Raw genomic sequence first — 20,512 nt, 5'->3', positions numbered from 1 at the left:
GACAGGCACATGGCCCGCCTCATCCTCTTCAACAAGCCCTATGACGTGCTGTCGCAATTCACCGACCGTGGAAGCGCAGGCAGCCCCCGCGCCACGCTCTCGGATTTCATCGACGTGCCGCGCGTCTATCCCGCCGGTCGGCTGGATCGTGACAGCGAGGGGCTGCTGCTGCTGACGGATGACGGCCAACTTCAAGCGCGCATCGCAAACCCGCGTTTCAAAATGGAAAAAACCTACTACGCCCAGGTCGAGGGCCTGCCCGATGACGCGGCCCTCGCCGCCCTGCGTGCCGGTGTCACGCTCAACGACGGCCCAACGCGCCCCGCGCGCGTGGAACGGGCGGCGCCTCCAATCCTCTGGCCGCGCACACCGCCCGTCCGCTTTCGCAAATCCGTGCCCGATTGCTGGCTGAAGCTGACCATCTCGGAGGGGCGCAACCGCCAAGTGCGCCGTATGACCGCCCATATCGGCCACCCCACGCTACGCCTGATCCGCTGGCGCATCGGAGAGTGGACGCTGGATGGCCTCAGCCCCGGTCAATGGCGGGGCTGAGACGTCGCACTCAGAGAAACTCCGCCTTCGCCTCGGGCACCGCCCGCGCAACCGCCAGAGCCTCGCCCAGATCGACATCCTTGGACATCAGCGCGCGTCCGATCATTGTGCCGGCGATATTCGGAATATAGCGCAGCCGCGCCACATCATCGACCGTGCGAACCGTGCCGCGCGCAATGACGGCATGCCGCGTGCCTGCCGCCAGCCCGGAAATCAGCCCCAAACTGCCATCGCTATCCTCGATATCGGCGTCAATATCGGTGATCAACAATCCCGCCAGCGGCACACCGTCAAAGGCTGCGATGAACTCGGCCGGGCCAAAGGCCGACGCCGTGCGCCAACCATCGGTCATCAACTGCCCTTGATATATGTCGACGGCCACAACGATCTGATCCGGGTGATACTTGGCCAAGGCCTTGACCGCATCAGGGTTCTGCACGGCCATTGTGCCCAGCACGATCCGCCCTGCGCCCTTGTCGATCCAGCGCTCCACCGCCTCGCGCGTGCGGGACCCGCCCCCAAGCTGCACCGGAATACCCACGGCACGGATGATCTGCTCGATGAGATCATCATTGTCGCCCGCACCGCGCAGCCCGTTCATATCCGTCAGGTGCATCCACTCGGCACCCGCCGCCACAAACCCGCGCGCAGTCTCGACCGGGTCCACATGCCAACGCACCGGTTCCTCCAGCCGTCCACGAGTCAGGGTGACACATTTGCCGTCAAGAATTTCCAAGGTGGGATAGAGGATCATCGCCATGCCCTTTTGCTATGCGTGTGGGCGCAAATTGGGGGCAATCCGCAATCCCGGCTGTCCCCGGTGCGGCATCATGAGGCCCTTTCGCGGCCTGAGTCGGATACCGGCCCTCGGGGGCTATTCCGCCTCCAACACCGCCGAGATCGGTGCCAGCGCCACGCTTGCCGCCCGGTCCGCCAAACCCCACAGCAGAAGCGCGCTGATCGTATCTGCCCGCAAACGGCCCAGCATGATCACGCCGTCCTCTTGCTGATCGGCCCGCATCGCGGCCTGATCCAGAAAGCGGCGGATCGCGGCGGCATTCTGCCCCTGCCCGTCGAAATCCCGAAACAGGCTGGCCGAGGGCACGCCCTCGCGCGCAATCAGCTTTTGCGCGGTGTTGAGCCCGCTCGGATGCATCACCAACCCATGCCCGCTTTCTTTCAGGATCGGGGCGAGTTGCGCCGTGGCCTCGCGACTCGATTGCAGGCCAGTGCCCGTGCCCTCCAGCACCGCCACTGCCTGCGGCACCTGCGCAAACCACGCCTGCATCGCCACCTCGGCATCCTCGGGCCGCGCGCCCTCTGGCAGATCGGCCATCGCCAAGACCTCGAACCCGGCCGCATGATAGCGTTCCGCCGCCGCCGCCGCACCAGGCCAGGTCACATCGACCGCGAAACTCAGCGGATAGGGAAAGCTCTGGAGCGCCTCTATCCCGATCGGGCTCTGCCCGTCATCCATCAGGATGATCGCCATCAGCGGCTTGCCCTCGGAATTGTCGAACGCCACCCGATTGCGCGCGAGCGCGCCTTTCACCGTCTCAGGCTCTGCAACACTCTCCACCGTAGTCTCTGGCGTATCCGGCGTGGGTGCGCCGACACTGGGTAAACGGTTGGTTGTCACCCCCTCGGCCCGGTTGCCGATTGTGCCCAACGCAGGCAAGGTCTTGGCTGCGCTCTCGGTCTCTGCGTCAATCTCGGGCAAGGGTGCCGCCTCGGCCTGCGCCTCGGCTTCGGGCGACATATCCTTCACCCCCTCTCCCTCTGCGCCAGAGGCGTCAGGGATCAGCACCGGTGCCGGCTCTTCCTGCGGAAAGATCGACCCGGCCTCTGTCCCCTCCGTTTCCTCATCTGGCGCGCTCAGCCCCGCGCTCTCCTCAGCTGCCTCAGGTGCGGGTGGCTGCGCCGGATCAGTCGAAATCGCCACGGCCCCCTCGCTCGACGGCACCACCGGCGGCGTTCCCTGCGGACTGGGCAACACCGGATCATCGCTCTCGACCGTCACACCAGCCCCCTCAACTGCCACCTCGGGGGCCTCGGCCAAGGCCGCCACGTCGCCCGTCTCGGGGGCTGCCGCTGGCGCAGTCTCGACCGCACCGATCCCCGCACTGTCATCCGGCGTGGGCGGTGACACCTGCGACACCCCCGTCGCCTCGGGCGCGGGCTGTGTTTCGGGCAGATCCGCCTCCGCATCCTCGCGCCGCAGATCGAACCCCGATCCCGCCGGAACTTCAAGGCTGACCGCCTCGGGCGGGGCCTCGCCCGGTGCGCCGCTCAGCACAGACAGTGTACCCAACGCCAGCCCCGAGACCAGCGTTCCCGTCATCATGCCTGCCAATACTCCGCGTGCCACTGCCTTTGCCCCCTGATCTGCCTGTTTTGCCTGTTATCCGGCCTAGCGCCCCTTGACGGTGCCGCGCAAGCCTGAACAAGTATACCGCGACCGGCCCCTTGGCCTCCAGCCCCCTTTGCATGAGGACAGGCGCGAATGCTGCTTCTGATCGATAACTATGACAGTTTCACCTATAATCTCGTCCATTATGTTGGCGAATTGGGTGCGCAAACCCGCGTCGTGCGCAACGATGCGCTCAACGTACAAGAGGCGATGGCGATGCGCCCCGATGGTATCCTGCTCTCGCCCGGCCCCTGCGACCCGGATCAGGCAGGCATCTGCCTGCCGCTGACCCTCGCCGCCGCCGAGGCGCGTATTCCGCTTTTGGGCGTCTGCCTTGGGCATCAGACCATCGGTCAGGCCTTTGGTGGTCGCGTCATCCGCCACTCGGAAATCGTGCACGGCAAGATGGGCCAGATCCACCATGAAGGCAAAGGCGTCTTTGCCGGTCTGCCCTCGCCCTTTGAGGCGACGCGCTATCACTCGCTGGTGGTAGAGCGCTCCAGCCTGCCCGACTGCCTCGAAATCACGGCAGAGCTGGCCGATGGTACCATCATGGGCCTGCAACACCGCGACCTGCCCATTCAGGGCGTGCAGTTTCACCCCGAATCCATCGCCTCGCAGCATGGCCACGCCCTGCTCCAGAATTTCCTCGACATGATGCAGGTCCCGGCATGAGCGATCGGCTGAAACCGCTGATCGGGGCCGCCGCTGATCGCTCCCTGACCCGCGCCGAGGCAGAAATCGCTTTTCAGATCCTGTTCGAAGGCGAAGCGACGCCTGCCCAGACCGGCGGCTTTCTCATGGCGCTGCGCACGCGCGGCGAAACCGTGGATGAATACGCCGCCGCGGCCGCCGTGATGCGCGCCAAATGCAACGCGGTGCGCGCGCCAGCGGGGGCGATGGACATCGTGGGCACCGGCGGCGATGGTAAGGGAACGCTCAATATCTCGACCGCCACCGCCTTTGTCGTGGCAGGCGCAGGCGTGCCGGTGGCCAAACATGGCAATCGCAACCTCTCGTCCAAATCCGGGGCAGCAGATGCGCTCACGGAAATGGGGATCAAGGTGATGGTGGGCGTGCCTGTGGTCGAGCGCGCGCTGGCCGAAGTGGGCATCGCCTTCATGATGGCGCCCATGCACCATCCGGCGATGGCCCATGTCGGCCCCGTGCGCACCGAACTGGGCACGCGCACCATTTTCAACATCCTTGGCCCCCTCACCAACCCCGCCGGTGTAAAGCGTCAACTCACCGGCGCGTTCTCGCGCAACCTCATCCGCCCCATGGCCGAAACGCTGGGGCAATTGGGCTCGGAGCGCGCCTGGCTCGTGCATGGCTCGGACGGCACCGACGAGATGACGATCACCGGCCTCTCTTGGGTCGCCGCCCTCGAAGAAGACGGCAGCATCCACGAGACCGAATTGCACCCCGAGGATTTCGGCTTGCCCGTGCATCCATTCGAGGCCATCTTGGGCGGCACCCCGGCGGATAACGCCGCCGCCCTGCGCGCGCTGCTCGATGGGGCGCCCGGAGCCTACCGCGATGCCGTGCTGCTCAATGCCGCTGCGGCCCTGACCGTGGCCGGACATGCCAGCGACCTGCGCGAAGGCGTGGCCAAGGCCGCCGAGAGCATCGACAGCGGCGCGGCCCGCGCCAAAATCGCCGCCCTCGCGAAACTGACATCGGAGACCGTATGACCAGCCCGACCATTCTCGACAAGATCAAAGCCTACAAGCTCGAGGAAATCGCCGCCGCCAAGGCGGCACATCCCATGGCCGAGATGGAATCGCTGGCGCATGAGGCAGCGCCCGTGCGCCCCTTTTCCGACGCCCTGCTCAAGGCCGCCAAGACCGGCTATGGCCTCATTGCCGAGATAAAAAAGGCCAGCCCGTCCAAGGGCCTGATCCGTGCCGATTTCGATCCCGCAGCCCTCGCGCAGGCCTACGAGGCAGGCGGCGCAACTTGCCTCTCGGTGCTGACCGACACGCCCAGCTTTCAAGGCGCACCCGAATTTCTCGGACAGGCCCGTAACGCCTGTGACCTGCCGGTTTTGCGCAAGGATTTCATGTATGACCCTTATCAGGTGGCCGAGGCGCGCGCCTGGGGCGGCGATTGCATCCTGATCATCATGGCCAGCGTTTCGGACGCCCAGGCCACCGAACTGGAAGAGGCAGCCCTTCATTGGGGCATGGATGTCCTGATCGAGGTCCACAACCGAGAAGAACTCGACCGCGCCGGACGCCTCAAATCGCGGATGATCGGCATCAACAACCGTGATCTCAACACCTTTGAAACCTCGCTCGACACCACCCGGAAACTGTCCAAATTCGTCCCCCCCGAACGGATGATCGTCTGCGAAAGCGGCCTTGCCACGCCCGAGGATCTGGCCGAGATGGCCCGCTACGGCGCGCGCAGCTTTCTCATCGGCGAAACCCTGATGCGCGCCGAGGATGTGACCGAGGCCACCCGCAGTCTGCTCGCCAACCCGCTCACACCGGGCGGATTCTGATGTCCGGGCTCAGCCATTTCGATGGCCAGGGGCATGCCCATATGGTCGATGTCTCGGACAAGGACGTGACCGCGCGCGTGGCCATCGCTGAGGGCCACATCAAGATGGCCCGTGAAACCTTTGAAATCATTGCCGACGGTCGCGCAAAGAAGGGCGATGTTCTGGCCGTCGCCCGCCTTGCCGGGATCATGGCGGCCAAGCGCACGCCAGACCTGATCCCGCTCTGCCATCCGCTCGCGATCACCAAGGTCACAGTTGACCTGACCCTTGATCCTGACCTGCCCGGCGTCCGCATTGCCGCGACGGTCAAGACCACCGGTCAGACCGGGGTCGAGATGGAGGCGCTGACCGCCGCCTCTGTTACCGCCCTCACGGTCTATGACATGACCAAGGCCGTCGATAAGGAAATGGAAATCGGCGGCATCCGGGTTCTCCTGAAAGATGGTGGAAAATCAGGGCGGTATGAGGCGACATGATCACCGTTGACGCGGCCCTTGCGCATCTTTTCACCCTCGTGCGACCGCTCGACAACGAAGAGGTGCCGCTGGCGCAGGCCGCAGGGCGCATCCTTGCCCGTGACGTGGCTGCCCGCCGCGATCAACCGCCCTTCGCCGCCTCTGCCATGGATGGCTACGCGGTCTGTGGCGCTGATGCGTCCCCCGGCACCACCCTCACCGTGATCGGCGAGGCCGCGGCAGGCCATGCCTATCCCGGTGCCGTGTCATCCGGCGAAGCGGTGCGCATCTTCACCGGCGCGCCCATTCCGCACGGGGCCTCCCGCGTCATCATCCAAGAGGATGTGACCCGCGACGCCGACCGCATCACCCTGGGCCAAAATCTCGACCGCAAGGATCATATCCGCCCTTTGGGCTGTGACTTTCGCGAGGGTCAAACCATCACCGCCCCGCGCCGCCTGCGCCCCGCTGACATAGCGCTCCTGGCCTCGATGAACGTGGCGCGCGTGCCCGTGCGCCGCAAACCGCAGGTGGCGCTCATGTCCACCGGCGACGAATTGGTCATGCCCGGAGAGAGCCCCGGCCCCGATCAGATCATCGCGTCCAACACCTTTGGCCTCAAGGCGCTCTTTGACGCCATGGGTGCCGAGGCGCGCATTCTGCCCATCGCGCGCGATACCGTGGCCTCGCTCACCGCCGGCTTTGCGCTGACGCGCGGGGCCGATCTGATCGTCACCATCGGTGGGGCCTCGGTGGGCGACCATGATCTCGTCGGTCGGGTGGCGGGCGATCTGGGTATGGAGCGCGCCTTCTACAAGGTCGCCATGCGTCCCGGCAAACCGCTGATGGCCGGGCGCATGAACGGTGCGGCCATGGTCGGCCTGCCCGGAAATCCGGTGTCAGCCATGGTCTGCGGTCATGTGTTCATCGCGCCCATGATCAACGCCATGCTGGGTCTGGGCACCGCCCCTGCGCCGCGCCTGCGCGCGCCGCTGGCCGTTTCCCTGCCACCCAACGGACCACGCGAACATTACATGCGCGCGGCCCTCACGCCGCAAGGGATCCACCCCGAGGATAAGCAGGACAGCTCGCTTCTCAGCATCCTCGCCAATGCCGAGGCGCTGATGGTGCGTCCGGTCAATGATCCGGCGCGCGAGGTGGGCGAGATGATGGACTATCTCCCGCTTTAACCGCGCCCTCCGAAACTGATCACCTCAAGCTCCGTCACCACCATGTCGAGCGGCTGATCGGTCGACTCAAGCGGCAATTCCGCCGCCTCCTGCGCGCCGTAGGCAAAACCAATCGCCATCGTCCCGCGCCGCGCGCGCAACATTTCCAGCGTGCGGTCGTAAAACCCGCCACCATAGCCCAGCCGCCCGCCGCACCGGTCAAAGGCCACCAGCGGCACAATCAGGATCTCCGGCTCGAAAAAATCGTCAACCTCCGGCACCATCGCGCCAAACGGCCCTGCCCGCAGCGTGCATCCCGGCCCCCAGCGCGAGAAATCGAGCGGCTGGCCCTCCCCCCGGATTACCGGCACGCCCACCGGCCCATGCGCGGCCGCCTCTTCCATCGCGGGCAGTGGATCAATCTCGGACCGGATCGGCATATAGCCCGCCAGTGGCACGCCGCGATAGCCCGCCAGCACCCCCGACAAGAGCGCCGCCGCCCCCGGCCCGCGCCCACGATGCGCCTCGGCCCGCCGCGCAAAGGCCGCCTTGCGCGCCGCTGCCTTCACCTCACTCAGATCGCTCATATCAAAAACACCGTCGCTAGCCCCAGAAACGCAAAAAAGCCCACCACATCCGTCACCGTGGTGACAAAGGTACCCGATCCCAGCGCCGGATCGACGCCCATCCGGTCCATGATCACGGGAACGGCCGCGCCCGCCAATCCTGCAACGACCAGATTGATCACCATCGCGGCACCGATCACATAACCCAGCTCCGGCCCCCCGAACCAGACCACCCCGACCACGCCCATCACCAGCGCGAAAATCAACCCGTTGATCAGCCCCACCAGCGTTTCACGCCTGAGCACCCGCCAGACATTCGCGCCAGTCAGGTCCTTGGTCGCGAGCGCCCGCACTGCCACCGTCAGGCTCTGCGTGCCGGCATTGCCCCCCATCGAGGCGACAATCGGCATCAAGACCGCCAGCGCCACCAGTTGCGCAATCGCCAATTCAAACTGCGCAATCACCAACGAGGCGAGGATCGCCGTGCCAAGATTGACCGCGAGCCATGGCACCCGCTGTTTGGAGGTCTCGATCACGGAATCGTTGATCCCCCCCTCGCCCACACCAGCCAGACGCATGATATCCTCTTCATGCTCTTCATCCAGCACAGCCATCGCGTCGTCGATGGTGATCACCCCGACCAGACGTCCATCCTCATCCACGACGGGGGCTGAAATCAGGTGATACTGGTTGAACATATAGGCCACATCGCCGTCATAGCGCGTGACCGGAATGGTGTGGAATGTCTCCTCCACAATATCCATGAGCGGCGTATCGCGGCGCGCGGCCATGATCCGGCCCAGCGTGACATTGCCCACCGGATGCAGCCGGGGATCGACCAGCACGATATGATAGAACTGTTCCGGCAATTCTTTAGCATTGCGCATGAAATCAATGGCATCGCCGACGCTCCAATGCTCGGGGGCCATCACCACTTCGCGCTGCATCAGGCGGCCTGCGGAATATTCCGGATAGGTCAGCGATTGCTCGACTGCGGCACGGTCGCTGTCCTCGAGGACACTCAGGATCGCCTCTTGCTGCTGATCCTCCAGATCCTCGACCAGATCGACCACGTCGTCGGAGTCCAGCTCGCGGACGGCATCGGCCAGCACCTGCGGCGTCAAGAGGCCGATCACCTCCTCACGGATCGATTCGTCCAGTTCCGACAGGATATCGCCGTCGAACTCTTGCCCATAGAGCGCGATCAGCCGCCGTCGGTCATAGGCATTGCTCTGCTCCAGCAGGTCGGCGATGTCGGCCGCGTGCAGCGGCTCCATCTCGGCCCAAAGCATTTCGCGGTCCTGCGTCTCCACCGCATACATGATCCGCGCGATCAGCGACCGCGTGAGCGGCGTGTCATCCTCAAGCTCTTCCACCTCGGGGGTCAGATCGTCTTCTTGTTCTGCCATGGTGCCCCCCTGCAATCCCTGTTGCGGGCAGGATTAAAGAACCGGTTTACGGAAAACAATCGCAATGGACCAATTTACCCCGGTCCTGTGGCCCCTTATCCTGCTCCCTGCGCAATCCTTAGCCCATGGGGGGCATATGTCAGCGATCACCCTGCTCATCGGCCAGATTCTCGCCTTCGACCGCTCGCCCTTCGCGGACGATCCGCAGGGGGCGGCGCGTCTGCACGAGGCGCTCTTGATCGAAAATGGCCGCATCACCGCTCTCGGCACCGCGCAGGATCTACGCGCGCAGGCCCCCCAGGCGACCGTGACCGATATGGGAACGCATCTGATAACCGCCGGTTTCGTCGATGCCCATGTCCATTACCCCCAGACCGCGATCATCGCCAGTTGGGGTAAACGCCTGATCGAGTGGCTCAACACCTATACATTCCCCGAGGAAATGCGCTTTGCCGATCCCGCCTATGCCGCAGAAATCGCTACCCGCTATCTCGATCTCATGCTTGCCCATGGCACCACCACCTGCGCAAGCTACGCCACCATCCATCCCGCCAGCGTCACCGCGTTCTTCGAAGCGGCCCAGGCGCGGGGCCTGCGCGCGGTCGCGGGCAAGACCTGCATGGACCGCAACGCGCCCGATGGGCTGCGCGACACCGCGCAATCCGCCTATGACGACAGCAAGGCGCTGCTCACCCGCTGGCACGGGGTCGACCGGCTTTCTTATGCCATCACACCCCGGTTTTCACCTACCTCGACACCCGATCAACTCGCCGCCTTGGGCGCGCTCTGGTCTGAATACCCCGATTGCCTGATGCAAACCCACCTGTCAGAGCAGGTGGACGAGGTGGCGTGGGTCAAATCCCTCTATCCTGCGGCGCGCGATTATCTCGACACATACGAATCCCACGGCCTCTTGGGCGCGCGCGGCCTCTACGGTCACGCCATTTACCTTGATGCACGCGAGCGCGACCGCCTGCGCGAGGTGGGCGCGGCGCTCATCCATTGCCCCACCTCCAACACCTTCATAGGGTCCGGTTGTTTCAATCTCGCCGCCCGCATGGCCGAAGGGCAGCGCGTGGGCCTCGCCACCGACACCGGCGGGGGATCGTCCTTTTCCATGCTGCGCACGATGGCCGCCGCCTATGAGATCGGGCAATTGACCGGCACGGCGCTGCATCCCGCCCAGTTGCTGTGGCTTGCCACCGCAGGCTCGGCAGAGGCGCTGCACATGGGCGCGCGGATCGGCAATATCGCACCGGGAATGGAGGCCGATCTTGTCGCGCTCGATCTCGCCTCGACCCGCGCCATCGCCCAACGCAGCGCCCGCGCGACGGATATCTGGGAGGCGCTGTTTCCCACGATCATGATGGGCGACGACCGCGCCATTGTAGGGGTTTGGGTGGCGGGCAAGGCGGTGTGAGCAGGCAACGAGAAAGCAGCGCCAACACCCGGTCGCACAAGGTGATTGGGGCGCGTATCGACAAAAGCCGCCGTCACACCACTTTCGACAGAATCTCCAGCGCGGCCTCGTGTTGCATGCGCCCGGCGGCGGCTATCGCACGGCCACCCTGATGCGCCGGACCGCCCTGCCAATCCGTGACAATACCGCCCGCCGCCTCGATCACGGCAATCGGCGCCTGAATGTCATAGGCCGCCAACCCCGCCTCGATGACAAGATCGACATGCCCCGCCGCAACAAGAGAATAGGCATAACAATCAAGCCCATAGCGCGTCAACTTCGCGTGCCCTGACACCTCGGCAAAGCCTGCCGCCTCGGCCGGGCTGCCCAATTCCGGAAAGGTGGTAAAGACAATCGCCTCAGACAGCGGCCGCGCGCCCATGACCCGCAAATCCCGCGCGCCCATCGGCCCAGTCATCCGCGCCGCACCCCAACCGCCTTCGAACCGCTCGCCGATATAGGGCTGGTCGATGATTCCATAGAGGGGGCCGGTCTCATCGGCGACGGCGATCAAGACACCCCATGTCGGCGCACCAGACATGAACGCCCGCGTGCCGTCAATCGGATCCAGCACCCATGTCAGGCCGCTGGTGCCTGCAACCGCGCCATATTCTTCACCAAGGATGCCATCCTGCGGGCGCAACTGCGCCAGAGCCGCGCGCATGGCGCGTTCCGCAGCGCGGTCGCCTTCCGTCACCGGATCGAACCGCCCATCGGGCAGCTTGTTATCCGCCGTCAGCCCAGCCATGCGAAAAAACGGCAAAACAGCCTCACGCGCGGCATCGGCCACCGCATGGGCTGTCTTGACTATATCTGTCTTGTCCATTCCGGCCCGCCTTTCCTACCGCTTGCGCAGAGGGATAGACCCTGGGCCGGTCCGGCTCAAGCCACCTCGCTCAAAACCCGCGCAAGGTCGAACAAACGCCGACGTTGGTTCTCGGGAATGGCGTAATACGAACGCACCAGATCCAGCGCTTCCTTGTCGCCCATCAGATCGGCCCGTGCCGGATCGCTCTTTTCGCGCTCCACACCGCCCTCCTGATCCAGACCTTCAAAGAAAAAGCTGATCTCGACGTCCAGAGATTCGGCAATATCCCAAAGCCGCGACGCGCTTACGCGGTTCGCACCTGTTTCATACTTCTGAATCTGTTGAAATTTGATCCCGACACTCTCTGCGAGTTGCTGCTGGGTCATTCCCACCAGCCAGCGACGGTGCCGAATACGTTTGCCGACGTGCACATCAACGGGGTGCGGCATATAATGTTCCTTCTTACCTACTCTGAGACTTACCGTAATTCGATTTACCGAAACATCTGTTCCGGACCCGGCGCCACGCATCCCAGCAGCGCGTGCCGGACCCTACCAAGATGGTGTTAAAATTCAAGAAATATCGCTATCCGTTTGCGTGACCTATACCAATGAAACACAATCTATGCGGGCACCTATCCTTTTGGATAGGGTAATCTCCTACTTTTTCCGCTTGCCTGTTGCCAGTTTGACAGGACGAATCGAATTCGTCTAACCACCGCTTCAGCATTATCCCGCAACGGTAGAATCACAAGGGTCCACAATGCGCGCCTACCACCTGCCCGCCAAGGATGACGAGCCCATCCTGACCGACCTGCCCCGCCCGGCCCCCGGACCGGGCGAAATCAGTCTGCGCATCGCGGCCTGCGGGCTCAATTTTGCCGATCTCCTGATGATCAAGGGCGCCTATCAGGACACGCCCGAGCCGCCCTTTACCCTTGGCATGGAGGTTGCGGGCACGGTCGAGGCGCTTGGCCCCGATACGGATGGCCCCGCCCCCGGCACCCGCGTTGCGGTCTTTGGCGGTCAGGGTGGGCTCGCAGACTATGGCTGTTTTCCCGCCGCCCGCGCGGTGCCCCTGCCCGATGCCATGAGCTTTGCCGAGGCAGCAGCCTTTCAAGTCGCCTACGGCACCAGCCATGTGGCACTGGATCACAAGGCGCGGTTGCTGCCGGGGGAAACCCTGCTTGTTCTGGGGGCCGCCGGGGGCGTGGGCCTCACCGCCGTGGAAATCGGCAAACAGATGGGCGCACGCGTCATCGCCTGCGCCCGCGGTGCGGATAAACTCGACGTCGCAAAGCAGGCCGGGGCCGACCACCTGATCGACGCCGCAACCCAGGATATTCGCGACACCTGCCGCGCCTTGGGCGGGGTCGATGTGGTCTATGATCCGGTTGGTGGTGATCAGTTCACCGCCGCCATGCGCGCCTGCAACCCCGAGGCACGCATTCTGGCGATCGGCTTTGCATCCGGCGACGTGCCGCAAATCCCCGCCAATCACCTGCTGGTCAAGAATATCAGCGTGATGGGCCTCTATTGGGGCGGCTACCTCAAATTCCGCCCCGAGGTTCTCACACTGAGCATGGCCACCCTCTTTGACTGGTATGCGGCCGGTCGCCTGCGCCCGCATGTCTCGCACCTGCTGCCGCTTGAACAGGCCGCCGAGGCGCTCGATTTGCTGCGGTCACGCAAATCCACCGGCAAGGTCGTGGTCACGCTGGAATAGGGACCGGCGGCGTCAACGCACCAAACCCTTGCCGCATCATTCGCATCAACGCCGCGCGCACTTCGTCGCGGCCGGCGTTGCCATAGAGGTTGATCTTCTGAACCCCCAGATCGGGCAGCGCCCCACCAGGCGTGATCGCCTCCAGATGGGGAGGAATACTGCTCTCGAGCAGCGCGCCCACTGCCAGATCGGCGCTCACCAGCGCCTCGACCGCGCGGTCATCCTCGGAATCAACCGCCAGTTCCCAATCCACCCCAGCCGCATCCAGCTTGCGCAGCACGATGGGCCGGAAAATGCACTGACGACAAAAGGCCAATCGCAGCGGGCGACGTTTCCACGATACGCCCCCCTGCGCGCCGGTCCAACGCAAGTTCATCTGCGTCAGGGTTTCGCCCCCCTCGCCCACGCCTTCCTCTGTGGTCAGGATCACATCCACCTCACCCCGCGCCATGGCCTCGCGCAGCCGCATCGTGCTTGATGAGCGCAGGTTGACCTTGACCCGCGGATAGGCGGCGTTGAACTGCTTGAGCACGCGCGGTACCACCGGGTAAACGATGTCATGCGGCACGCCGAGCGCCAATTCCCCTTCAAAGGTCTCTTCCGTCAAGCGCCCCACAACCTCGTCGTTCAGATCGAGCATGCGGCGGGCATAGCCCACCAATTGTTCGCCTGGTGCGGTCAGCGATACTCGCCGGTTCGCCCGCTCCAGCAGTGTCAGATCCAGCATTTCCTCTAACCGCTTGATCTGCATCGAGACCGCAGATTGCGTCAGGTTCAACGCCGTCGCGGCCCGGGTCACCCCACCATGATCGGCGACCGCCACCAACGACCGCAGCGTGGTGATGTCAAGATTTCGCATTATCACAATCCTTGATGATGAATCGGCCAAACATTCATTTTTAAAATTGAACGAAACGAGGCAAAAGATCAACATCCGAAATGCGAACCCTTCGCCACATCACCAAAGGGAAAGGAAAGACCATGACCGTCCACGCCCAAACCTCTGCCCTCCGCACCGTCCTGCGCACCCCGCGCATTTCGGAAATGCTGGCAGTATGGGCGCAGCGCCGCGCCCTCTACCGGCTCGACGATGCGGCCCTCGAGGACCTCGGTCTTACGCGCGAGGCCGCGCTGCGCGAGGCAAGCCGCCCCTTCTGGGATTTGCCCCATCGGCTGCACTGCTGACGCCCCGTTTCGCGACGCCTCCCCCTCATCGGGGAGGCAGCAGAAATACCGGCATAAAACCTGTTGAAAACAGTCATGAACGCTTGAAATGTTAGGCATGCCTCCCGATATTACTGGCAATGTCCCATGAACGGGACCGCCATTCACATATCGGAGGGTTACATGGCAGAGTTTAACACGATCCGGACGGCGACGGGCACACGCACCGCCCAGATTGACGCGGGCCTGCGCGCGCACATGAACAAGGTCTACGGCACTATGTCCGTGGGCATGCTCATCACGGCGCTTGCGGCATGGGCCATCGCGGGGCTTGCCGTGACAACCGATCCGTCGGCCGCCGCCGCACAATTGCCTAATGGCAAGATGTTGTCGGGCCTTGGTGCCGCGCTTTATCTTTCGCCGCTCAAATGGGTAGTGATGCTGGCCCCGCTGGCGTTCATTTTCCTCGGCTGGGGCGCGCTTCTGCGTCGGGCCTCTGCGTCCGCCGTGCAACTTGGCTTCTTCGCCTTCGCAGCACTCATCGGCATTTCGATGAGCTCGATCTTTCTGATGTTCACCAGCTTCTCGATCGTGCAAACCTTTATCGTGACCGCCATCGCCTTTGCGGGTCTCTCGCTCTTTGGCTACACCACGAAAAAGGACATCTCGGGCTGGGGGTCGTTCCTCATCATGGGCGTGATCGGCCTTGTCGTGGCAATGCTGATCAACATCTTCCTGCAAAGCCCGGCCATGATGTTTGCCATCTCGGCGATCGGTCTCTTGATCTTCGCAGGCCTCACTGCGTTCCACACGCAAGAGATCAAGAACACTTATGTGGCGCACGCGGCACATGGTGATCAGGAATGGCTGGACAAATCTGCCTATGACGGCGCACTCAGCCTCTACATCAGCTTCCTCAACATGTTCCAGTTCCTGCTGATGTTCATGGGGCAACAGGAATAACAATCGCCCTTCGCGACACGCGAAACCCGCCGGAGCGTCCTCCGGCGGGTTTTTTCATGGCCCTCGCCCATCCCTGACCCAGATCAAGGCAAGGCGCCCCACGTCCCATCAACATGACGCAAAACAACCACATAGAAAGCCTCGTCATGCTCCGACTTAGCCTGATCCTGCACCTCTTCATCGGTTCCACACTCGCAGGGTCTGCGGTCATAGCGGCGCTTTTGATCGGGCAGGATACACTCCGACCAATCCTGATTGCCGCCTTCTTGGGATTTATCGCGGCCTTCCCCGTGTCCTATATCGTGGCCAAGAAACTCTACGCACTGCGCTGAGGCCCGGCGCCCCTGCTCAGCCCAGCCAGGTCCGCACCGCCGCTTCGAACTCGCGCGGCTTCTCGGCGTGGAGCCAATGGCCAGCACCGGGGATCTTGGCAAATTGTGCCGCCGGGAACAGCGCCTTGATCCGGTCGCGGTGCTCGCGCGTCACATAGGATGACTCCGCCCCGGTGAGGAACATCACCTTTCCCTCATAAACCCCTGAAATGTCGGGAAAGCTCAGGATTTTCGGCATCTCAAGCGCCAGCGTGTCCAGGTTCAACAACCATCGCTTTTCCGTCACATCCAACGCTTGCAGAAAGAATGGCACCAGCGCCGGATTATCCACCGTGGCCTGCAATTGGGCTGCCGCGTCCGAGCGCCGCTCGACTGCTCTCAGGTCAACCGCCTGCATCGCCTTGATATATTGCAACTGGCTGTGCCCATAGGTCACGGGCGCAATATCCGCCACGATCAACCGGTTGACGAGCTCTGGCCGCGTCAGCGCCAGCACCATCGCCGCCTTGCCACCCATCGAATGGCCCAGCACGTCATAGGGCCCCTCAAGGCTCTCGATCACCTCGGCCAGGTCACCCGTCAAATCCTCATAGGAATGCGTTTCAAACCAAGGGCTTGCCCCATGATTGCGCATATCCACCGCGACCACGTGGCGACTGTCCGACAGTCGCTTGGCGATCACACCCCAATTGCGCGCTGAGCCATAGAGCCCGTGCACAATCACCAATCCCGGCCTCTCGGTCGGCGTGCCATGTTCGATCCTGTTCAACATAGCCTCTCATAACGCCCCCTTACTCACGATTCCAGCCCTATTGCCGCGCCCCATCACAGCCGTTAAACTGCCTCAAGAGGGGTTTCCAAGTGATTGATACCGAAGAGTTTCAGGGCAAGATCGCAGGGCTGCAACAGGCCCTCACAGATCGCATGCGCCTGCGCAGCGCCACGCTTGAGCGGCAAGTACGCCGCGCCGGGCGCCGGCTTCCCCGCCGCCAACGCCGGGCTGCGGCAATTATCCTCGGTGCTCAGGATTGGATGGCCCATGCCAAGCTTGCCCGGGTACTCGACACCTCTCAGGTCAACCGCGCCTTTGCCGATCTGCACGCCTATCTCGAGACGCTCAACCCGCAAGAGGCCCGCAAGACCGCGCTCCTGCGCCTGATCGGGGGAATCGTGCTCAATCTGATGCTGCTGTCCGGGCTGATCTATGCCCTTATCCGCTGGCAAGGGTCAGCTTAAGAGCACCCTACAACACGATGAGGGAAAAAGAAAACCCCGCGCAAGACGATGCTCGCGCGGGGCAATCTCGTGATCCGAAATCAGAGGTTCGGATAGAGCGGGAACCGCTTGCACAGCGCCTCGACCTCGGCCTTGACCTTGGCCTCGACCGCGCCATTGCCCTCGGCCCCATTGGCCGCCAGCCCATCCACCACCTCGATGATCCAATCCGCAATCTGCCGGAATTCCGCTTCGCCAAAGCCGCGCGTCGTCCCCGCAGGAGAGCCAAGCCGGATGCCGCTGGTCACAGTGGGTTTTTCCGGATCGAACGGCACGCCGTTCTTGTTGCAGGTGATATGCGCCCGGCCCAATGCCTTTTCGGTGTCATTGCCCTTAACGCCCTTGGGGCGCAGGTCGACCAGCAACACATGCGTGTCGGTGCCATGCGTGACCGTGTCCAGACCACCCTTGATCAACTGGTCGCTCAGCGCCTGCGCGTTGCGGATCACCTGTTGAATATACGACTTGAATTCGGGGCGCAGCGCCTCACCAAAGGCCACCGCTTTGGCCGCGATCACATGCATCAGCGGCCCGCCCTGAATACCGGGGAAAATCGCCGAGTTGAATTTCTTGGCCAGCCCTTCGTCATTGGTCAGGATCATGCCACCGCGCGGCCCGCGCAGCGTCTTATGCGTCGTGGTCGTGGCCACATGCGCATGCGGGAAGGGGCTCGGATGCTCTTTCGCGGCCACCAGACCGGCGAAATGTGCCATATCCACAAGCAGATAGGCCCCAACGCTGTCGGCAATCTCACGCATCCGGGCAAAGTTGATCTGGCGCGGAATGGCCGAACCGCCGGCGATGATCAGCTTGGGCTGGTGCTCGGTTGCCAGCGCCTGCACCTGATCGTAATCAATCAGGTTGTCCTGCTTGCGCACCCCGTATTGAATGGCGTTAAACCATTTGCCCGACTGGTTCGGCGCCGCCCCGTGGGTCAGGTGCCCGCCCGCATCAAGGCTCATGCCAAGGATCGTATCGCCGGGCTGCAACAGCGCCGTGAACACGCCCTGATTGGCCTGAGAGCCGGAATTGGGCTGCACGTTGGCATAGCTGCACCCAAACAGCGCGCACGCCCGCTCAATCGCCAGATTCTCCGCAATATCAACATATTGGCAGCCGCCATAATAGCGCTTGCCGGGATAACCTTCGGCGTATTTGTTGGTCATCACGCTGCCCTGCGCTTCCATCACGGCGGCGGACACGATGTTCTCGGACGCGATCAGCTCGATCTCGTCGCGCTGCCGACCCAACTCCGAGCGGATCGCGCCAAAGAGGTCAGGATCGCGCGACGCGAGGGATTCGGTGAAAAAACCTTGATCTGCAGCAGGCTGGTGTCCGTCATGGGGCATTTGGGCAACTCCAAAGATTGGTGAATTGGTCATTTTCCTAAAGGAAACTCGTCCGGTTTGAAAGAATGTAAAGCGACGATTTCACCGGTAACTCCGGCATGGCTGGTCTTGGCAGGGGAATTGTGGTTCGATCCGGGCCAGAGCATCGCCTTTTGGAAACAGGACCGCCCATGCACCGCAAGATCGCCTTTGTCGCCAGCGATGCCCCCATCGCCCAGACCGCGCGCGCCACCCTTGCCAGCCGCTTTGGCCATGCCCCCGAGGATCAGGCCGATGTGATCGTGGCACTTGGCGGCGACGGTTTCATGCTGCACACGCTCCACCGCACGCAGGCGCTCGATATTCCCGTCTACGGGATGAATCGCGGCACCGTCGGTTTCCTGATGAACGAATACAGCGAGACTGACCTGATCGACCGCCTCATCGCCGCCGAGGAAGAGGTGATCAATCCCCTCGCCATGCGCGCCGAATCCCTCGACGGCACCCAGCACGAGGCTCTGGCCATCAACGAGGTCTCGCTCCTGCGCGCGGGTCCTCAAGCGGCCAAGCTGCGCATCACCATCGACGGCCGCCTGCGCCTCGAAGAGCTTGTGTGCGACGGCGCGCTCGTTGCCACCCCGGCCGGGTCTACCGCCTACAACTACAGCGCCCATGGCCCGATCCTACCCATCGGCTCGGATGTTCTGGCGCTGACGGCGGTGGCCGCATTCCGCCCCCGGCGCTGGCGCGGCGCGCTCCTGCCCAAGACCGCCGTGGTGCGCTTCGATGTGGTCGATCCCGAAAAACGCCCCGTGATGGCCGACGCCGACAGTCGCTGGGTGGAAAACGTGATCTGGGTCGAAATCCGCTCGGAAAACCGCATCAAGCATCGCATACTGTTCGATCCGGGGCATGGATTAGAAGAGCGTCTGCTACGTGAACAGTTTACATAAATCGACTTCTCACAGCGACTTTAGCGTGAAATAGCCCGTAAATTTTACATTATCGATCAATACACCCCGATCCACTCGAACGACAGATCAGCCTCATAATCCCGCCCATAGGCCACCGCCGCCAGGCTCTTGATATCGCCCGCCCGAGGCACATCCCGCAGCATCGCCCCCGAGGCGCGAAAGGCGGTAAAGGGCACGCGCAGCTCTTGCCACTCTGGCCCGCTCGGAATCGGGGCCTGATAATACTGCCAGGGCAGGACCGTGCCGCGCGTGCGCAAATGGATGAAATAGCCTTCACCATTCCCCTTCACACGCACCACCACGCCTTGCGCGCCCTCGGGTAGCGGCGTCACCAAATCTCCCCGCACCTGAATGAACCCACCCCGGTTGGCCGTGCTGACGGTTCCGGTCAGGCGCAAATGCCGCGCGCCCTCAGGTCCCGCAATCTCCGCCTGCCCCTCGGACACACCGCCCATCACCTGATCGCTGATATAGCGCCAGGTTTCTAACGCGGGTGGGGTGTAATCGCGCATGTCGCCCTCCTGTGCCACGCCGGGTGCCGCCATCAATCCCAGAACCAGAGCCAGAATCCGTTTCATTCCGCCATCTCCGCCGCCCGTGCCAGCGCCCCCGGATCACAGAGCACGATGCCCATGCCCTCGCGCGCGATCACCCCGGCCTGTTCCCAGTCCCTGAATTGCCGGTTCACGCTCTCACGACTCAGCCCCACCAGATCGCCCAGATCGGATTGTGAAAACCGCTCCGCCAGACGCAGCTTGCCCCCCGGAAGGGCCTCGCCCCATTTCTCAGACAGGTGCAACAGCAGCCGCGCCAGACGCGCCTGACCATCCGCCAGCATATGCGCGGTATACATCCCCGAGGTCTGGCGCAGCCGTTGGCACAGCATCCCGATCACGTCGAGCGCGGCATCGGGTTCCTCACGCAGGCGTTGCAGGACAAGCGCCCCCTCCAGAACGCGCCCCTGCACTGCCGTTGCCGCGACGGCATCGGCACTCCGGGCGCCACCATCCAGCGCCGCCAGCTCGCCCAGCATATCCCCCGGCCCCAGATGCGTCAGGATCGAGCGTCGCCCGTCGACAGAACTGCGGCTGATTTCGACCCGGCCCTTGGTGATCAGCATCATCGAGCTGTCCTGGGCACCCGTGGCATAGATCATCCGGCCCTTGGGATAGTCGACCGCACGGCCATGCCGCTCCAGAATTCCGGCCAGCCCCCGCGCCCTCCGCTCCGGTGCGGCCTCAATTGACATGTGCGAGACTCCTCATTTTTCACGCTTCTGTGAGGTGCCTCACAGAATCTGCACGCGCAACCTGCCATACCATAATGGTATCTCGCGTGTAGGGGTGTCCCAAGCCCTTTTCATATCGCAATCCCTTACCCTTTTTGGCGGGATACACCGGTCAAGTGCCACCCGGTC

24 protein-coding genes are annotated in these 20,512 nt (G+C 63.4%); 13 read left to right on the top strand and 11 right to left on the bottom strand.

Annotated features, from left to right (window positions below):
- Nucleotides 1-9: 9 nt before the first annotated feature.
- Entirely contained in the window at nucleotides 10-552 is a 543-nt protein-coding gene (locus tag AACZ65_RS10630; protein ID WP_297539614.1) for a pseudouridine synthase, read from the top strand.
- 10 nt (nucleotides 553-562) lie between these two features.
- Here the strand turns inward: AACZ65_RS10630 and AACZ65_RS10625 are convergent, their stop codons facing one another.
- Together AACZ65_RS10625 and AACZ65_RS10620 are read right to left on the bottom strand one after the other, a co-directional pair.
- Nucleotides 563-1,306 carry a 1-(5-phosphoribosyl)-5-[(5-phosphoribosylamino)methylideneamino] imidazole-4-carboxamide isomerase gene (locus AACZ65_RS10625; RefSeq protein ID WP_339670793.1) on the bottom strand — a complete coding sequence of 248 codons (744 nt, stop codon included), beginning with the start codon at nucleotides 1,304-1,306 and terminating at the stop codon, nucleotides 563-565.
- A gap of 120 nt (nucleotides 1,307-1,426) precedes the next feature.
- Complete coding sequence (locus AACZ65_RS10620) at nucleotides 1,427-2,893, bottom strand: divergent polysaccharide deacetylase family protein (protein ID WP_339670644.1); 1,467 nt, start codon at nucleotides 2,891-2,893, stop codon at nucleotides 1,427-1,429.
- A gap of 162 nt (nucleotides 2,894-3,055) precedes the next feature.
- Between AACZ65_RS10620 and AACZ65_RS10615 the strand changes: the two genes are divergently transcribed.
- From AACZ65_RS10615 to glp, 5 genes are read left to right on the top strand one after another with little or no spacing between them, the layout of a single operon-like run.
- A complete protein-coding gene (locus tag AACZ65_RS10615; RefSeq protein ID WP_339670642.1) occupies nucleotides 3,056-3,637 on the top strand; it encodes an aminodeoxychorismate/anthranilate synthase component II in 582 nt (193 codons plus the stop codon).
- Nucleotides 3,634-4,656 (top strand): anthranilate phosphoribosyltransferase, encoded by a 1,023-nt coding sequence (gene trpD / locus AACZ65_RS10610; RefSeq protein WP_339670639.1) that lies wholly within the window; start codon nucleotides 3,634-3,636, stop codon nucleotides 4,654-4,656. The genes AACZ65_RS10615 and trpD overlap by 4 nt, the downstream gene beginning before the upstream one ends.
- Nucleotides 4,653-5,468 carry an indole-3-glycerol phosphate synthase TrpC gene (gene trpC / locus AACZ65_RS10605; protein ID WP_339670637.1) on the top strand — a complete coding sequence of 272 codons (816 nt, stop codon included), beginning with the start codon at nucleotides 4,653-4,655 and terminating at the stop codon, nucleotides 5,466-5,468. The genes trpD and trpC overlap by 4 nt, the downstream gene beginning before the upstream one ends.
- A complete protein-coding gene (gene moaC / locus AACZ65_RS10600; protein ID WP_339670635.1) occupies nucleotides 5,468-5,944 on the top strand; it encodes a cyclic pyranopterin monophosphate synthase MoaC in 477 nt (158 codons plus the stop codon). The genes trpC and moaC overlap by 1 nt, the downstream gene beginning before the upstream one ends.
- Nucleotides 5,941-7,113, top strand: a complete 1,173-nt coding sequence (gene glp / locus AACZ65_RS10595; RefSeq protein ID WP_339670633.1) for a gephyrin-like molybdotransferase Glp — start codon at nucleotides 5,941-5,943, stop codon at nucleotides 7,111-7,113. Before moaC ends, glp begins: the two co-directional genes overlap by 4 nt.
- On the opposite strand, the gene AACZ65_RS10590 is transcribed toward glp, so the two are convergent.
- Together AACZ65_RS10590 and mgtE are read right to left on the bottom strand one after the other, a co-directional pair.
- Entirely contained in the window at nucleotides 7,110-7,679 is a 570-nt protein-coding gene (locus AACZ65_RS10590) for a 5-formyltetrahydrofolate cyclo-ligase (protein ID WP_339670631.1), read from the bottom strand. The two genes, glp and AACZ65_RS10590, sit on opposite strands and share 4 nt — an antisense overlap.
- A complete protein-coding gene (mgtE, locus tag AACZ65_RS10585; protein ID WP_339670629.1) occupies nucleotides 7,676-9,067 on the bottom strand; it encodes a magnesium transporter in 1,392 nt (463 codons plus the stop codon). Before mgtE ends, AACZ65_RS10590 begins: the two co-directional genes overlap by 4 nt.
- A gap of 136 nt (nucleotides 9,068-9,203) precedes the next feature.
- On the opposite strand from mgtE, the gene guaD reads away from it, so the two are divergent.
- Nucleotides 9,204-10,487, top strand: coding sequence for a guanine deaminase (gene guaD, locus AACZ65_RS10580; protein WP_339670627.1), 1,284 nt, complete (start codon nucleotides 9,204-9,206; stop codon nucleotides 10,485-10,487).
- Nucleotides 10,488-10,560: 73 nt separating this feature from the next.
- On the opposite strand, the gene AACZ65_RS10575 is transcribed toward guaD, so the two are convergent.
- Nucleotides 10,561-11,352, bottom strand: coding sequence for an inositol monophosphatase family protein (locus tag AACZ65_RS10575; protein WP_339670625.1), 792 nt, complete (start codon nucleotides 11,350-11,352; stop codon nucleotides 10,561-10,563).
- Nucleotides 11,353-11,408: 56 nt separating this feature from the next.
- The gene (locus tag AACZ65_RS10570) at nucleotides 11,409-11,783 is read right to left on the bottom strand and encodes a helix-turn-helix transcriptional regulator (protein ID WP_008282060.1); all 375 of its coding nucleotides are present in this window, start codon (nucleotides 11,781-11,783) and stop codon (nucleotides 11,409-11,411) included.
- Nucleotides 11,784-12,096: 313 nt separating this feature from the next.
- Here AACZ65_RS10570 and AACZ65_RS10565 point away from each other — a divergent pair, with 313 nt between their 5' ends.
- A complete protein-coding gene (locus AACZ65_RS10565) occupies nucleotides 12,097-13,059 on the top strand; it encodes an NADPH:quinone oxidoreductase family protein (RefSeq protein WP_339670620.1) in 963 nt (320 codons plus the stop codon).
- Here AACZ65_RS10565 and AACZ65_RS10560 read toward each other — a convergent pair.
- The gene (locus tag AACZ65_RS10560; protein ID WP_037271021.1) at nucleotides 13,046-13,918 is read right to left on the bottom strand and encodes a LysR family transcriptional regulator; all 873 of its coding nucleotides are present in this window, start codon (nucleotides 13,916-13,918) and stop codon (nucleotides 13,046-13,048) included. The two genes, AACZ65_RS10565 and AACZ65_RS10560, sit on opposite strands and share 14 nt — an antisense overlap.
- 122 nt (nucleotides 13,919-14,040) lie before the next feature.
- Between AACZ65_RS10560 and AACZ65_RS10555 the strand changes: the two genes are divergently transcribed.
- The 3 genes from AACZ65_RS10555 to AACZ65_RS10545 all read left to right on the top strand — a co-directional run bounded on the left by AACZ65_RS10555 (nucleotide 14,041) and on the right by AACZ65_RS10545 (nucleotide 15,518).
- Entirely contained in the window at nucleotides 14,041-14,244 is a 204-nt protein-coding gene (locus AACZ65_RS10555; protein ID WP_287000347.1) for a DUF1127 domain-containing protein, read from the top strand.
- Between the two features lie 162 nt (nucleotides 14,245-14,406).
- Nucleotides 14,407-15,186: a Bax inhibitor-1/YccA family protein gene (locus tag AACZ65_RS10550; protein ID WP_287000348.1), complete on the top strand. Its 780-nt coding sequence runs from the start codon at nucleotides 14,407-14,409 to the stop codon at nucleotides 15,184-15,186.
- 146 nt (nucleotides 15,187-15,332) lie between these two features.
- Nucleotides 15,333-15,518: a hypothetical protein gene (locus AACZ65_RS10545; protein WP_287000349.1), complete on the top strand. Its 186-nt coding sequence runs from the start codon at nucleotides 15,333-15,335 to the stop codon at nucleotides 15,516-15,518.
- A gap of 16 nt (nucleotides 15,519-15,534) precedes the next feature.
- Here AACZ65_RS10545 and AACZ65_RS10540 read toward each other — a convergent pair whose 3' ends face one another.
- Nucleotides 15,535-16,290, bottom strand: a complete 756-nt coding sequence (locus AACZ65_RS10540; protein ID WP_287000350.1) for an alpha/beta fold hydrolase — start codon at nucleotides 16,288-16,290, stop codon at nucleotides 15,535-15,537.
- 89 nt (nucleotides 16,291-16,379) lie between these two features.
- On the opposite strand from AACZ65_RS10540, the gene AACZ65_RS10535 reads away from it, so the two are divergent.
- Complete coding sequence (locus tag AACZ65_RS10535) at nucleotides 16,380-16,754, top strand: hypothetical protein (RefSeq protein WP_339670614.1); 375 nt, start codon at nucleotides 16,380-16,382, stop codon at nucleotides 16,752-16,754.
- Between the two features lie 80 nt (nucleotides 16,755-16,834).
- On the opposite strand, the gene glyA is transcribed toward AACZ65_RS10535, so the two are convergent.
- Nucleotides 16,835-18,142, bottom strand: a complete 1,308-nt coding sequence (gene glyA / locus AACZ65_RS10530) for a serine hydroxymethyltransferase (protein WP_037270759.1) — start codon at nucleotides 18,140-18,142, stop codon at nucleotides 16,835-16,837.
- Nucleotides 18,143-18,312: 170 nt separating this feature from the next.
- Here glyA and AACZ65_RS10525 point away from each other — a divergent pair, with 170 nt between their 5' ends.
- Nucleotides 18,313-19,074 carry an NAD kinase gene (locus tag AACZ65_RS10525; protein WP_339670611.1) on the top strand — a complete coding sequence of 254 codons (762 nt, stop codon included), beginning with the start codon at nucleotides 18,313-18,315 and terminating at the stop codon, nucleotides 19,072-19,074.
- Nucleotides 19,075-19,130: 56 nt separating this feature from the next.
- Here AACZ65_RS10525 and AACZ65_RS10520 read toward each other — a convergent pair whose 3' ends face one another.
- Together AACZ65_RS10520 and AACZ65_RS10515 are read right to left on the bottom strand one after the other, a co-directional pair.
- Nucleotides 19,131-19,673, bottom strand: coding sequence for a CIA30 family protein (locus AACZ65_RS10520; RefSeq protein WP_339670609.1), 543 nt, complete (start codon nucleotides 19,671-19,673; stop codon nucleotides 19,131-19,133).
- Nucleotides 19,670-20,344: a Crp/Fnr family transcriptional regulator gene (locus tag AACZ65_RS10515; RefSeq protein ID WP_339670607.1), complete on the bottom strand. Its 675-nt coding sequence runs from the start codon at nucleotides 20,342-20,344 to the stop codon at nucleotides 19,670-19,672. The genes AACZ65_RS10520 and AACZ65_RS10515 overlap by 4 nt, the downstream gene beginning before the upstream one ends.
- Nucleotides 20,345-20,512: the final 168 nt, after the last annotated feature.

It is taken from the genome of uncultured Roseovarius sp., from assembly GCF_963972555.1.
In the GTDB taxonomy this organism is placed as follows: Bacteria; Pseudomonadota; Alphaproteobacteria; order Rhodobacterales; family Rhodobacteraceae; genus Roseovarius; species Roseovarius mucosus.
Note: the sequence above shows the minus strand (reverse complement) of the source record. Positions and strands in the feature narration are given on the sequence as shown.